This is a genomic window from Alcanivorax sp. DG881, from assembly GCF_000155615.1.
GTDB lineage: Bacteria > Pseudomonadota > Gammaproteobacteria > Pseudomonadales > Alcanivoracaceae > Alcanivorax.
This window is the reverse complement of the sequence record NZ_DS989915.1, coordinates 773040-786963: the sequence shown is the minus strand read 5'-3', so window position 1 is coordinate 786963 and position 13924 is coordinate 773040. Positions and strand designations below refer to the sequence as shown.

Here is a 13924-nt window from a genome sequence, read left to right as displayed (position 1 = left end):
AACTTGAGCAAGACCCTACTTATGGCTCAGCGCGTGAGTATGCCGTTTGCCGTACCCGTGTCCGGACCTGTGTGATTTGCACTATACTGCCGCCGCTGATTACCTGAGCCGGAGCCCATGGAAAATACGACCCAATTATTGCTGCGCCAGTCCGATGCCCTTGCCGGGCGAAATGTACTGGTGGTGGATGCCAACGACCCTGCACTGAAAACCCTGGCAGTGGATGCCACGGTGCATGTACATGCGGATGATTACACCATTGGTGCGCAGCAGTGGTCGCCGGCGCCCACAGTGCCGGAAGGGACAGATTTGCTGGTGCTGCCGTTGCCCAAATCCATCGACCGGTTACGGTTCCTGCTCAACTGGCTGGCCGGTGAAATTACGGCGCCCACCGAGCTGTGGCTGATTGGCCCGGCCAAGGGTGGCATTCGCGGTGCCCTGAAATACCTGGATGCCCATGTGGATGAATCGGTGCTGGAAGATAGCGCCCGCCACTGCAAGCTCTATAGCGGTTTATTGCAGCCGGGGGAGAAGCAGTCCCTGAAAGCCTGGGGTACCGTGCTGGAGGTGGCGGATCAGGAAGCCATCAGTTACCCGGGGGTGTTCAGCCATGGCCGTCTGGACGAGGGCAGTGCGCTCCTGCTGGCGGCCATGGAGGCGCACACGCTGGGTAAGCCAGGGAAGGTGATTGATATGGGCTGCGGCGCGGGTGTGATCAGCGTTTGGCTGGCTCGTCAGGGCTGGCAGGTACAGGGCGTGGATGTCAGTGCCAGCGCCGTGGCGGCCAGCACGGATAGCCTGGCCCGCAACGGCCTGCAAGGCAGGATCATGGGCGGTGATTTGTTCTCCCCGATTCAGGGGCGCGTCGATATGGTGGTTACCAATCCGCCGTTCCATGACCGCCGCCAACGCACCACGGATATCACCCGTCGGCTGATTGCGGAAGCACCTTCACACCTCAAGTCAGGTGGCGTGCTGTGGTTGGTGGCTAACCGCGAATTGCCCTATGTGCAGTGGCTGGATGATGCCTTCAGTCATGTGCAGGTGGCCAGCGAAACCACCCGCTTCCGCGTTTACCGGGCGGTGCTGTAATTAAGCTTAAGCAGCAAGCAGGCGTTTACAGCATCCGTTCCCGGGCCATCCAGGCAATGCAGTTTTCCAGCATGGTGGCCAGTGGCACCTGATCATTAAAGCCCAGCTGTTCTACGGCCTTGCTGCCGTCGGCATGCACGCGGCTGGTGATCAGAGCCACTTTTTCCGGAGTGAGGCGGGGCTCTTCACCGGTGAACAGGCTGCCGATGGGGTAGAGCTGGCCGGCCAGTTTCAGCACTGCGGGCGGCACGGTGCGCTGCGGCGCCTTGCGCCCCAGCTGGCCGGCAATGGTCTGGACCAGAGTCAGGAAACTGGCTTCCACGCCGGCAAGAATATAACGCTCCCCGCAAACACCGTGCTCCAGCGCCGCAATATGGGCCCGTGCCACTTCTTCCACCGCACAGAAATTCCCGCCGCCTGGGGGCACGCCGGGCAGTTTGCCGTCGTTGATCATGCGGATCATCTGTGACCAGTTGTGGGTGTCACCGGCGCCAATAATGCCGCAGGGATTCATGATCACCGCGTCCAGTCCCTGACGAATGCCGTTTTCCACTTCCTGTTCTGCCAGAAACTTGGTGCGGTTGTAGCCGATCCAGTCATTGGCGGCGTTGGAAGGTGTTAATTCATTGATCGGGTTGTCCTGAATGCCCCAGGCAGAGATGGACGAGGTATGAATAAAGCGGCCGGCCACGTTTTTCAGGGCCGCGCTGACCATGGCCTGGGTGCCGAGCACGTTGTCCCGGTATTGTTGCTCATTGCCCCGGCGCCACAGGCTGGTGTTACCTGCCACGTGAAAAACCGCATCCGGGGCAGCGGGCATGACCAGGGCAAGTTCGGTGGCATTGTCCAGTGGTGCCTGGACGACAGATACGCCCTTCTTGGCATGTAAGGTGCTGGCATCACTGTTGGGGCGTACCAGGGCAACGACATCCCATTGTTTGTCGAGAAGCTGGTCAATGATATGCCCGCCGAGAAACCCCCGGCCCCCACTGATAAATGCCACTGGCATGGTTGGTATCCTTCTTTGGCTGACGCTTGTTTCCTCTTCTATACGCACTGAAACGGATGCTGGCAACTGCTTTGTCCGCCCGGTGACTCGCTTTTAAAGGTTCATCGTGGGATTGAGTGATGAGCCGATTTCAGGATTTGTCTCATTATCTAACCCTGGCTGCAGCAGAACGCCGGATGCCCGACGACGGACGCTTGCATTCAAAACCTGAAAATCTTGGCTCCTATGCGCTCTTCGCAAAACGCATTACCCGATTATTTCCTGAATAATGGCCCTGACTATTCCTCAAAATACCCCTCAAAAGAGGTACCGCAATAGTGACAAACACTCAGGCTATGGGGTTTGACGTCAGGCATCCGGCGTTGAGCGTCCGGCAAAATGCAGGATATTCGCCATAAGCTAATCAAACGGCTAGAAGCCAGTTATTCACTCTAATCCGCGATGAACTGTTTTAAACAGCCACTTGTCGAAACCTTGACGATTTCGCTCCAACACTGGCTAAGTCGATGGGTTTTGACTATATTGCCGTTTCAAAAGGCGGGTGTAGTTCAATGGTAGAACGGCAGCTTCCCAAGCTGCATACGAGAGTTCGATTCTCTTCACCCGCTCCAGACATAAAAAAACCGCCTTTTGGCGGTTTTTTTATGTCTGGGCTAGATGCAAAACGCTTGATGCCGGATGCCAGACGCAATAAATCGAAAGTCACATCACTGCTGCCCTTGTTGACGCGTTCCCTGTGCCCCCAATTTTCATGCCCGCAAGGCCTTCCCAGCAAAATGGCCGTGGGGTTTTGACTTTGGGTTTTAGGCATCCAGCATCCAGCGTCGAGCTCCGGGCGCCTTGCGTTCCATCTCAAATCCCTGACCTCCCAATCACACCGAACAGGACAGGTGCCGACCGTCGAGTCGGAAAAGCGCGCGGATTTCGTATTCGCTCCCCAGTCCGCTGGCGGCATCGCTGGCGTGCATGATGTCGGGGTAGCAGTGGGCCCAGGCACAGGGTTTGACCTGTTGCTGATGTGGAGTCTGCGGGTTGCGTTTGCTGGTGGCGATAAAGGCATTCTGCTCTAAGTTGAACAGAACATAGCCCTGAAATTCGGCCCGGGCGGGAAGGCCCATTTCTTCCAGAAAATCAGACATCCAGCGGTGATGGCTATCGGTGCTCATGGTGGCCTCCTGTTTACTCCGTGCGGGCTCGCAGGCGATAGGCGCCGCACACAAGGTGTATCACCGTAAGTTACGTCAGCCGTTGCAGAGGATGGATAGGCGTTGCTTGTCGTTTTGTCGCGTTCTTGTGATTGATCTCGTGTGAAGGGAGCACTACTGGATGGGCATTGCACGACAGAATAACTGTACATAAAGGCAGTGTTTTGCCATGCTTGCCAGACTGTGGATTTCCGGTGTGTTGTTATGTCTGCCCTGCCTTTTTTCAGTGAGCGTATTTCTGCGGGGTTCCCGTCTCCGGCCCAGGGGTATCTGGATGAGCACCTGGATCTGAGCCGGCTATGCATCCGCCGGCCCGCGTCCACCTTCCTGTTGCGTGTGGAGGGGGACTCCATGGTGGATGCCGGTATTTTTTCCGGGGACATCCTGATTGTGGACCGCTCACTGGAAGCCGTTGCGGGGGATGTGGTGGTAGCTTCGCTGGATGGCGAATTCACGGTGAAAGAATTGCAATTGCAGCCCACACCGATGCTCAAGCCCCGCAATCCTGCCTATGCGCCGATACCCATTGGCGGCGAGGGTGTGGACCTGTTCGGGGTGGTGACGTTTTGCCTGCACGCCTTGCGGGGCGGCGGGTAACGGCCATGTTTGCCCTGGTTGACTGCAACAGCTTCTATGCCGCCTGTGAACGCCTGTTCCGCCCGGATCTGCAGGGGCAGCCTGTGGTGGTGCTTTCCAATAATGACGGCTGCATTGTAGCCGGGTCTGCGGAAGCCAAGGCGCTGGGGGTGAAAACCGGCATGCCGGTACACCAGGCTCGCGATTTGATTGCCCGCCACAAAATCGTGGTTTTTTCATCCAACTATGCCCTTTACGGGGATATTTCCCAGCGGGTGATGGCGACCCTGGAAACCCTAGTGCCTCAGGTGGAGGTGTATTCCATTGATGAGGCGTTTCTGGATCTGTCGTTGATGGGGGAGGCCGAGCTGTTGCCGCTGGCGCAGCAGGTACGAGCGCGTATTGCTCGCTGGGTCGGGGTGCCGGTGTGCGTGGGGATAGCGCCCACCAAGGTGCTGGCCAAACTCGCCAATCACGCCGCCAAGCGCTATCCCGCCACGGGCGGTACCGTGGTGCTGACCGACCCGGCGCGCCGGGAAAGACTGCTGGCGTTAACGCCGGTGTCCCGGGTGTGGGGAGTGGGTCGCCGGTTGTCGGGGGGCCTTGAAGCGCTGGGTATCGAGACGGCACTGGACCTGGCCCGGGCGGATAGCGGCATGATCCGTCGGCGGTTTTCCGTGGTGCAGGAACGGCTGGTGCGGGAGCTGAACGGGGAACCCTGTCTGTCTCTGGATACGCAGCCTTCGCCCCGCCAGCAAGTGATCCATTCCCGTTCTTTTGGTGAGCCGGTAACCGCCTTGCCGCCGTTACGTCAGGCGCTGAGTGACTTTGCTTTCCGGGCTATGGAGTCCTTGCGCAAGGAGAATTTGTACACTGGCCGGGTAACGGTCTATTTGCGCACCGCCCCGATGGGCAAGCCCCAACAATTGTTCCCCGATACGCTTAGTGCCGCCTTGTCGCCCGCCACGGCGGACACCCGCGTGGTGGTGCATCAGGCGCTGGCCTTGCTGGCGCAGTTATGGAAACCAGGGTACCGCTACGGAAAAGCCGGAGTGATTCTCACCGACTTGCGCGGACGTGATCAGATCCAGGATGGATTGTTTGCGCAGCAAGGGGAACCCGATGACAGGGGCAACGCCTTGATGACGGTAATGGATACGATTAACCAGAGCGGTGCCGGCAAGGTGTGGTTGGCGGGGCGGGGCATGCAGACGGATCAGCGTAGTGCCTGGGCCATGCGCAGGGCGCACCTGTCCCCGGCCTATACCAGTCGCTGGTGTGATTTGCCGGTGGCACGTTAGCAGGCATCTTTGTGTGTGAGTGTCAGGGACCCCGCTTCAGTATTTCCACGTTGATTAGGATCCGGTCCAGCGGCGTTGGGTGTTGGCGTGGGCCTGCGGCTTGATGCCCATTTTCACAGATGAGCGGGGTGAGCCCCAGAGAGCCGCGCCGGCCACTTTGAAGGCCAGCGGGCTCTGTCGATAATGGGGTGTGGCTTACTGGTTGGCCACCGCGGTCATGTTTACCCGATCCAGCATACGCTCTTCGATACGGTCCAGGCGTGCTCGGCAGTCGCGGAAGGTGCGACTGATGCACGTGGTATTGGCCACCATATCCAGTTTCGGCCAGGTCGCCTGCTCGCCTTTGCGGATATAGTTCCGCACATCTTGCAGCGTGGGGTTATTCAGAACACGCAGGGCGTTGAGCGGCTGGCGGGGCGGGATCATGTTGATGTCGCCGATATACTTCTGCGTCACCATGCTCTTCGCCTTGTCGATCATCAGCCCCATGTCGTTGGACGCCACCCGGCGCTGCACCAGCTGCAGGCCATAGCGCAGGTTCATGGAGACGTTGCGCAGGGCCCAGTCGCCCAGGGTGCTGAGGGAGCTGTCGGTGTTTTCGTTGCGAGACAGAAACGGCACCACATGGGGGTTGGTCTGGCTGACGATGGAGTGGTTGACCCCGTAAAGGCGGGCCAGCCGGCGAATGGGCAGGTCGTCGACGATGGAGCCGTCAACAAACTTGCGGCCGGGGATGTAGGGAACCCGTTCGCCGTCGATGTTCTTTGCCCACAGGGAAACCGGCGGGTAGATGCCGGGAATCGCACAGGAAGCCAGCGAAGCCTTGCGGATCAGCACATTGGGCGAGGTGCGCCAGTTCAGCAGGCGCGCGTGCTGGTTGCGGTCATAGGGGCTCACGGTAATGTTGATTTCGCGCCCGGTGTGTCGATAGGCCTCTTCGAAGGTCATGTCGGTGATGTTTTCTTCCAGGCAGGCTTCCAGATGGTCGCCGTCCAGCACCGGGGTGCCGCGTACCAGACCTTTCCAGCCCAGCACCTTGAAGGCTTCCAGATAAATGTTTTCCGGCTCCAGTTTCACCTTCAACTCTTCATCGTTGTGAGTGCCCACCACTGAGCCGATGATGCTGCCGGCACTGGAACCGGATATCACCGAAGGCAGCAGGTTCTGCTCCCACAGGCAGCGGGCCACCCCAATATGGAACAGGCCCAGGGCTGCGCCGCCGGACAGCATCAGGCAGCTTTGTCCGAAGGCCTGGCCGGTGGTCTCAAAGAAATCGAGTTTTTCTTTCAACCCGAATTCCTTGAAGTTGCTGTCGCACAGATAGTTCAGGGCGGTGGAGACTTCAGTCAGGTAGTTTTCGATCAGGCGTTTGGTGCCCACGCGGCTGTGCTGATACAGGCGCGGGTTGGAAATGTTGCCCAGATTGCCGTGCAGGCCTTCGTGCAAATGGAAGACCAGCTTGTTCACGTCGTTGCGTTCACGGGCCTGGCGAATCTGCCAGAGACGGTTACGAATCAACTCGTAATCGTAATAGGGGGAACGGTCCACTTCCTTCCATTCGTCGGCGCCGGAAAGGCGGTCGTGTTCCTGGCTGGCTTCATACCATTCGTCGTAGGTCGTCGCGTTATCGATGGCGCGTTCGAGCTGCTTGAGGGTGCCTTTCATTGAGGCTCTCCACCATTCATTGTTGTCATTGAGTAATGTCAGTATAGACAGGAGAGAGGGCCAGGTTTAAGTGTTTGTAGGACAAAAAGCACAGAGGCGCAGATAAAAGCGTCTGTTTTTATGAGTGTATTTGCGCATTGCCAGGCTTGGCCCGGTATTGGCCCGGAGTCATGGCGGTGTGGCGTTTGAAACTGCGCTGGAAAGAACGGATATCGGAATAGCCCAGGGCGGCGGCGATATCGGCCTGGGGCAAGGTGGTGGTGGTGAGCAGGTGACGTGCCTGTTTCAGGCGCACGTCATCGAGCAGTTTTTGCCAGCTCTGGTCTTCGTCGGCCAGCCGGCGATGCAGGGTGCGTACATTCATGCCCAGCCGCTCGGCAACGGTTTCCTTGCGAGGCAGGGAATGGCCAATGGCATCCTGAATACACTGTTTGACCCGCTGGCTGAGATTGGTGTCCACACCCAGTTGGTTCAGTTGCTGGATGGCGTGGGCTTCCAGCGTGGAGAGTAGCAACGGGTCCGGTTGGCGTATGGGCTGCTGCAATAATTGCGGCGCGCCGACCAGGGCGGAACAGGGTTGTTCAAACAATACATCGCAGAGAAACACGCGCCGGTATTCCTCTACCTGTGCCGGTGGAGGGGTGGGGTGTTCCAGCCAGACCTGATCCGGTGCCAGCAGATCGTTGCCGGTGAGCCAGCGGGAGTAGCGCACCCATGAGCCGAGAACGTTATCGATCAGATGTTGACGTGCGGGTTGCTGGCGATACAGGCAATCCCAGCGGATGGCTACCTGGTGGGCATCGACAGTAGTGTCTGTGGTGCCCATGTCGCCGACCAGCTTTTCGTACAGGCTGACCTTGGATAACGCTTCCTGAAGTGTGCTGGCACTCATGGCGATATAGCCGATCACATTGTAGGAACCGGGCTGCACAAACTCGGAAGTGTGTAACCCGAACAGGGGATCGGCGGACTGGTTGATGAGGGCGTGCAGCAGGGTCTGAAAATCCTGCCCATGAATGCGGGTATCCGGTTTCTGGATATGGCTGGGGTCCAGGTTGGCCTGCTGTAGCGCTGCAGCGGTATCCAGCCCACGGGCTTGCCCGTGAGCCAGGTACTGCTGGAGTGCTGCGCTGCAAATCTGGCCCAGTGCGTCCATGGAGATGCCCGATCAGTTCAGTTCAAAGGTGATTTGTACCTGAGCGGAAATTTCGGTTTCGCCGGCCCGGTAACTGTCTGCGGCACCGCTTTCCTTGCTGCGAGCCATCATCATCACCGGTTGCGGGTGGTGGATACCCTGAGCGGTGATCTGGAAGGCTTCACCCAGATCGCGGTCGGCGGCTTCGGCAATAATTTCTGCCCGTTGGCGGGCATCGGCCACGGCTTTTTTCAGTGCCTGGTTGCCCAGCTCGTCGCGGTTGCTGACCTCAGCGCCAGTGGGGCGGATGTTACGTACGCCCTGTTCTGCTAACCCTTCCAGCAGTTCGGCATAGGTTTCAAGGCCATCAACCTTGAAGCTCACGTCGCGGCTGACCTGATGGCCAATCAGTTTGCGCTCGGGTTGGTATTGCCATTGGGGAGAGACACGCATGGTACTGGCAGTGACGGATTTTTCTTCAATATCCAGATCATCGGCCAGATCCAGCATATTGCCGACGGCGTCGTCCACGCGGTCTTTCATGTCGGCAATATCATCACCATTTTCACTGGCGGTGGCGACCACGGTGAAGCGATCCGGTTGGGCGTTGATTTCGCCGCTACCGGACACGGTAATGCTGTCGCGGGTGGTATTGATGGTGGTGTTGTCGCAACCGGTCAACGCCAGTGTGCCAGCGATCAACAGGGTCGCAGCGGATACAACTTTCATGATATCTCCTTGTACTGCCGTGCAGGCGGCAAAGCTCTATTTTGCTGATCGGTCAGGTTTACGCAACTCATCTCGCACAAACCGTTTAAACGAATGGTTTCCCTTACAAAACGCAGGGCAAAGGTCCCCTTGGTTGTTGGTCCGTTAGCCCCTATCATCGCAGCTCGTGAGGCAGAGGCAATCGGTGAGTACAGTCATGAGTTCAGCCATGGATAAATCGGAGCAGCAGATTCGACAGCACCTGGGCGATTTTATTCCCGAGGATCTGGGTGTCAGCCTGAATCAGGTGAATGGCATCAGTGCGTTTCAGTTGAGCGATGCTGCCGTGACGGCCACGGTGACTCTGGGCTATCCCTGCGACAGTATTCGTGACGCGCTGATTGATGCCATTCACGCCCACATGGCCCCGGTGCTGGAGCAGCGCTCCCTGTCAGTGACGGTGGAAAGTCGCATTGTGCCGCACCGGGCGCAAAGCAGCCTGCCGGCGCGGGACCAGGTCGCCAATATCATCGCCGTTGCGTCCGGCAAGGGCGGGGTGGGCAAATCCACCTCGGCGGTGAATCTGGCGCTGGCATTACAGGCGGAGGGTGCCCGTGTTGGATTGCTGGACGCGGACGTGTTCGGGCCCAGCCAGCCGTTGATGCTGGGGCTGCCCGACGGTACCCGCCCACAAGTGCTGGAAGGCAAATTCTTTGTGCCGGTGGACGCCTACGGTTTGCAGACCATGTCCATGGGGTACCTGACAACAAAGCAGACACCGGTGGTGTGGCGTGGGCCCAAGGCCAGCGGCGCGCTGGTGCAGATGATGGAACAGACCCGCTGGCATGAGCTGGACTATCTGTTGGTGGATTTGCCCCCCGGCACCGGGGACATCCAGCTGACGCTGGCCCAGAAAATCCCCGTAGCCGGTGCCGTGGTGATTACCACGCCCCAGGATATCGCCTTGCTGGATGCTATCAAGGGCGTGGAAATGTTCCGCAAGGTGGATATCCGGGTGCTGGGCATTCTGGAAAACATGGCCATGCATGTCTGTAGCCAGTGTGGGCACCAGGAGGCTATTTTCGGTCAGGGCGGTGGCGACAAGATGGCAGCGGATTATGACACTGAGGTGTTGGCTGCGCTGCCATTGTCCCTGCGCATCCGCGAGCAGTCGGACAAGGGCGAACCGGTGATGCAGGCGTTCCCCGACAGTGACGAGGCTGCACTTTACCGGGCAGCAGCCCGGCGCCTGGCGGCCCGGCTATCACTGACGGAAGTCGGCAAGCGGGCGTTTCCCAGTGTGACGCAGCATTGAACAAGAGCCTGATGAGGGGGCCGGTCGGCTGCGTCAGACATCTGGCATCCGGCGTCCGGCGTCTATACCATTGGTCGCTTGAACGCTAACCACTCTGAAACATTGAGGCGTAAATGACTATTAAATCGGATCGCTGGATTTCCCGCATGGCTGCTGAGACGGGCATGATCGAGCCATTTCAGGCCGGGCAGATTCGCGCGGATGAGAACGGCGAAAAGCTGATCTCCTATGGCGTCTCCAGCTACGGCTACGATGTGCGCTGTGCCGACGAGTTCAAGGTGTTCACCAATATCCATTCCGCCACGGTGGATCCGAAAGCGTTCGATGAGCGCAGCTTTGTGGATGTGAAAGGCGAGTACTGCATCATCCCGCCGAACTCCTTTGCGCTGGCCCGCACGGTGGAATATTTTCGCATTCCCCGGAATGTGCTGACCATTTGTCTGGGCAAATCCACCTACGCACGGTGCGGCATTATCGTTAATGTCACGCCGCTGGAACCCGAGTGGGAAGGGCATGTGACGCTGGAGTTTTCCAACACCACGACGCTGCCGGCAAAAATTTATGCCCACGAAGGCGTGGCGCAGATGTTGTTCTTCGAGTCTGATGAGGTGTGTGAAACCTCCTACATGGATCGGGGCGGCAAGTACCAGGGCCAGCGTGGCGTGACCCTGCCACGGGCCTAGTCTGCAGCAGCCTGGGAATCAGCGGGCGTTGATTCGGGTTCCAGTTTCGGGCCGTTGTAGTCGATCATGATCATTTCGGCTTTCAACAGGGTGCTCTCAATGTGTTTTGCCTGCACCACCATGTAATCCAGCTGCGGCGCTACCCAGAACAGGGTGCGCCGTTTTTCTTTGCTGTCCCCGGTGCGCTTCTTTTCCACCAGCAGGGTATCCAGTTTGCCCAGCGGTGTTTTCAGGATTTCCCTGTCGATCACTTCAAAATGATGCTCGCGCACTTTGTCGCCGTACACGCTGGTCACCGAGTAAGACTTGTCGCCGGTGGCAAACACGCAGCGCCCGCGTAGCAGAATCGTCAGCTCATCCAGCGTGTCGTCGGGAATATCCAGGCTTTCCTTATCGTCTTCGGATTCGTTGTGCACCCGTGGCGGGTTCCACTCAAAATCCATGTGGTGAAAGCGCCGCTGACCGAATCCCTTGAACTCATGCACGTAGCGCGCTGTGCGGGGCTGGCAGTCACGCCAGTGAAAATAGCTTTCCTCGGTGTTGCTGAGCAGAAACGATTTCGCCTTGAGCAACATATGGTAGTAGTCGTCGCCCTCTGCCGGTTCCAGCACCAGTTCGGCTTTGACCGGGGTAGGCAGCTTGTTCACATAAATACGGAACTCGGCAGAAAAGGGGGCCAGGGGTTCGTTGGCTGTGGCCAGGCCGCTGGCCAGCACCAGCAAAAGTGAAATCAACCGCACGCTCAGAGTCCTTTCAGTGATTGCAGGGTCATCAGGTGTTCGCCATCGTCGTTTTTCTGCATCAGCTGCACCAGCGTATAGTCATGACCCGGTGCGAACCACATGTAGGTCTGCCGGTCGCTGTTCTTGCCGCGTTGGCGCTGCACTTTCAGTGTTTTCACCTTGTCGCCGTCGATGGTCAGTGTTTCCGCGCCAGTGACGGTGTAGTGGTGGGTTTTCTGCGCACGTTCATCGGCCACCTGCAGTTCTATTTCTTTGGCGCCGTCGCGCAATTCGCACTGCAGGGCCAGGGAGACGGAGAGTTCATCGGTGGCGTTGTCGCTCACGTCGTAGCTGCGCATGGGTTTGTCGGTACGTTCGCTGGCGGCCACGCCGGTCTGGCGATCAATATGCAGCTTGGCCTCTTTGACCTTGCCCAGTCCGCGGCGCTCGTAACCGTAGTAATTGCTCAGCGGGGTGCAGCCTTGCCAGTTGAACAGGGCGGTTTCGCGAATCTCGCCGAGCCAGTTTTTGGCGTGGACTTCCATTTTCCAGAGCCCGTCCTGAACCTGGCTGAGAGAGCGGGTGGCGACGATGCTGAATGGAATGCCTTCGCTTTTCAGGCGGTAGTCCAGACGGAACGGTGATGGCGTTTCGTCCCCGGTGGCGGCGGAAGAAAAGGCCAGATTCGCCAGCAGGATACCAGCGAAAATCAGGGGTGTGCGTAGAGGGTTACGCCAGTGCGTAACCCTGCGCAGGGAGTGGCTTCCCATCCAGTACGACTCCGTTGTCAGTCAGTTCCAGTCTATCTTGTGCCCGCCATTGCAGCACTTGAGGATAGAGCAGGTGTTCGCGTTGTTGTACACGCTTGGACAGGGAATCAACGGTATCGTTCGCATGCACCGCAATGGGGGCCTGGGCAATCAGTGGGCCGCCATCCAGCTCTTCAGTGACGAAGTGAATGGAGCAGCCGTGTTCGCTGTCGCCGGCTTCCAGGGCGCGGGCATGGGTATTCAGCCCGCGATATTTGGGCAACAGGGAGGGGTGGATGTTGATCAGTTGACCGGCGTAATGGCGTACAAAGACAGCTGAAAGGATGCGCATGAAGCCGGCCAGCACGACGGTATCCGGGGCGTAGGGGGTGAGCACCTCGATCATGGCCTGGTCGAACTGCTCCCGGTCCGGGTAGTCGCGGTGATCCAGGCTGGCGGTGGGGATGCCCGCCTGTGCGGCCCGCTCGAGGCCGGCGGCGTTGGCGCGATTGGAAAACACCACGGCAATCTCGGCGTCGAGGGTACCTGCTTTTTGGGCATCCATGATCGCTTGCAGGTTGGTGCCTGAGCCGCTGATCAATACCGCCAGCTGGTGTGTCACTCTGGCAGTCCGTCCAACACTACGTCCGGCTCGCCGTCGCCGGCCTGGATTTCGCCGATCAGGAAGGCGTTTTCGCCTTCGGCTTCCAGCAGGGCGAGGGCGTCGTCCACGTGGCTGGCGGGGACAGCGATGACCATGCCGACGCCGCAGTTGAAGGTGCGGTACATCTCAAAGGCGGGTACCTGGCCTTCCTGCTGCAACCACTGGAACACGGCGGGGAATTCCCAGCTCTTGGTGTCGATCACGGCACGGACGTTGTCCGGCAGCACCCGCGGCAGGTTTTCTGGCAGGCCACCGCCAGTGATGTGTGCCATGGCGTGGACTGGCACCTGTTCAATCAACTTGAGCAGGGATTTCACGTAAATGCGGGTGGGTTCCAGCAGGTGCTCGATCAACGGCTTGCCGTCCAGATCGATGTCAGTGTCTGCCTGGGCCATGATGCGGCGGATCAGGGAGTAGCCGTTGGAGTGAGGGCCGGAGGCGCCCAGAGCGATCAGCTTGTCGCCGGCTTCTACCTTGCTGCCATCCAGTACGCCGTCTTTTTCCACCACGCCGACGCAGAAGCCGGCCAGATCGTAGTCTTCGCCCTCGTACATGCCGGGCATTTCCGCCGTTTCGCCGCCGATCAATGCGCAGCCAGCCAGTTCGCAGCCTTCGCCAATACCGGTGACCACGCTGGTGGCGATTTCCACGTCCAGCTTGCCGGTGGCGTAGTAATCCAGGAAGAACAGGGGTTCGGCCCCGCCCACGATCAGGTCGTTAACGCACATGGCGACCAGGTCTACCCCCACTTTTTCATGACGGTTGTGGTCGATGGCCAGCCGCAGCTTGGTACCCACACCGTCAGTGCCTGCCACCAGAACCGGTTTTTTGTACTTGGTGGGCAACTCGCAGAGGGCGCCGAAACCGCCGAGACCGCCCAGCACTTCCGGGCGACGGGTCCGCTTGGCAACAGGGGCGATGCGTTTAACCAGCTCGTTACCGGCGTCGATATCGACACCTGCGTCACGGTACGTCAGTGGCCGTTTCTGTTCGGTCATGGGGGGCTCCGGGTTGGTGAAGGCGCGTATTCTAGCAACGGGCCTGCCTGCTGGGGAACCTCTGCGTGACGCCTTGGGGCGTTAAACTCAGCGAAAGCGGGT

General features: G+C 58.9%; 14 protein-coding genes and 1 tRNA gene. 6 read left to right on the top strand and 9 right to left on the bottom strand.

What is annotated here, in order from left to right; all coding sequences use genetic code 11:
• Positions 1-117: 117 nt before the first annotated feature.
• Complete coding sequence (locus ADG881_RS03530) at positions 118-1092, top strand: methyltransferase (protein ID WP_007150282.1); 975 nt, start codon at positions 118-120, stop codon at positions 1090-1092.
• 25 nt (positions 1093-1117) lie between these two features.
• Here ADG881_RS03530 and ADG881_RS03525 read toward each other — a convergent pair whose 3' ends face one another.
• The gene (locus ADG881_RS03525) at positions 1118-2101 is read right to left on the bottom strand and encodes an NAD-dependent epimerase/dehydratase family protein (RefSeq protein ID WP_007151323.1); all 984 of its coding nucleotides are present in this window, start codon (positions 2099-2101) and stop codon (positions 1118-1120) included.
• Positions 2102-2638: 537 nt separating this feature from the next.
• On the opposite strand from ADG881_RS03525, the gene ADG881_RS03520 reads away from it, so the two are divergent.
• A tRNA-Gly gene (locus ADG881_RS03520) sits at positions 2639-2712 on the top strand.
• 261 nt (positions 2713-2973) lie between these two features.
• On the opposite strand, the gene ADG881_RS03515 is transcribed toward ADG881_RS03520, so the two are convergent.
• On the bottom strand, positions 2974-3267 hold the full coding sequence (locus ADG881_RS03515) for a hypothetical protein (RefSeq protein ID WP_007151460.1): 294 nt from the start codon (positions 3265-3267) through the stop codon (positions 2974-2976).
• Between the two features lie 243 nt (positions 3268-3510).
• Here ADG881_RS03515 and umuD point away from each other — a divergent pair, with 243 nt between their 5' ends.
• Positions 3511-3903 carry a translesion error-prone DNA polymerase V autoproteolytic subunit gene (gene umuD, locus ADG881_RS03510; protein ID WP_007149267.1) on the top strand — a complete coding sequence of 131 codons (393 nt, stop codon included), beginning with the start codon at positions 3511-3513 and terminating at the stop codon, positions 3901-3903.
• Between the two features lie 5 nt (positions 3904-3908).
• Complete coding sequence (gene umuC / locus ADG881_RS03505) at positions 3909-5183, top strand: translesion error-prone DNA polymerase V subunit UmuC (RefSeq protein ID WP_007151624.1); 1275 nt, start codon at positions 3909-3911, stop codon at positions 5181-5183.
• Positions 5184-5378: 195 nt separating this feature from the next.
• Here umuC and ADG881_RS03500 read toward each other — a convergent pair whose 3' ends face one another.
• From ADG881_RS03500 to ADG881_RS03490, 3 genes are all read right to left on the bottom strand, one after another.
• A complete protein-coding gene (locus ADG881_RS03500; RefSeq protein WP_007150439.1) occupies positions 5379-6848 on the bottom strand; it encodes a DUF3336 domain-containing protein in 1470 nt (489 codons plus the stop codon).
• Positions 6849-6966: 118 nt separating this feature from the next.
• Complete coding sequence (locus ADG881_RS03495) at positions 6967-8004, bottom strand: AraC family transcriptional regulator (RefSeq protein WP_007151193.1); 1038 nt, start codon at positions 8002-8004, stop codon at positions 6967-6969.
• 12 nt (positions 8005-8016) lie between these two features.
• Positions 8017-8712: an SIMPL domain-containing protein gene (locus ADG881_RS03490; RefSeq protein ID WP_007149105.1), complete on the bottom strand. Its 696-nt coding sequence runs from the start codon at positions 8710-8712 to the stop codon at positions 8017-8019.
• Between the two features lie 208 nt (positions 8713-8920).
• Here ADG881_RS03490 and apbC point away from each other — a divergent pair, with 208 nt between their 5' ends.
• Together apbC and dcd are read left to right on the top strand one after the other, a co-directional pair.
• Positions 8921-10006: an iron-sulfur cluster carrier protein ApbC gene (gene apbC / locus ADG881_RS03485; protein WP_156790324.1), complete on the top strand. Its 1086-nt coding sequence runs from the start codon at positions 8921-8923 to the stop codon at positions 10004-10006.
• Between the two features lie 113 nt (positions 10007-10119).
• Positions 10120-10689 carry a dCTP deaminase gene (gene dcd, locus ADG881_RS03480; RefSeq protein WP_007150841.1) on the top strand — a complete coding sequence of 190 codons (570 nt, stop codon included), beginning with the start codon at positions 10120-10122 and terminating at the stop codon, positions 10687-10689.
• On the opposite strand, the gene ADG881_RS03475 is transcribed toward dcd, so the two are convergent.
• Genes ADG881_RS03475 through purM form a run of 4 tightly spaced genes read right to left on the bottom strand, consistent with a single transcriptional unit; the run spans position 10686 to position 13822 of the window.
• Positions 10686-11429, bottom strand: coding sequence for a DUF3108 domain-containing protein (locus tag ADG881_RS03475; RefSeq protein ID WP_007149090.1), 744 nt, complete (start codon positions 11427-11429; stop codon positions 10686-10688). The two genes, dcd and ADG881_RS03475, sit on opposite strands and share 4 nt — an antisense overlap.
• Positions 11430-11431: 2 nt before the next feature.
• Positions 11432-12181, bottom strand: a complete 750-nt coding sequence (locus tag ADG881_RS03470) for a DUF3108 domain-containing protein (protein WP_007150810.1) — start codon at positions 12179-12181, stop codon at positions 11432-11434.
• A complete protein-coding gene (purN, locus tag ADG881_RS03465) occupies positions 12141-12782 on the bottom strand; it encodes a phosphoribosylglycinamide formyltransferase (protein ID WP_007149507.1) in 642 nt (213 codons plus the stop codon). Before purN ends, ADG881_RS03470 begins: the two co-directional genes overlap by 41 nt.
• Positions 12779-13822, bottom strand: a complete 1044-nt coding sequence (purM, locus tag ADG881_RS03460) for a phosphoribosylformylglycinamidine cyclo-ligase (RefSeq protein WP_007151222.1) — start codon at positions 13820-13822, stop codon at positions 12779-12781. Before purM ends, purN begins: the two co-directional genes overlap by 4 nt.
• Positions 13823-13924: the final 102 nt, after the last annotated feature.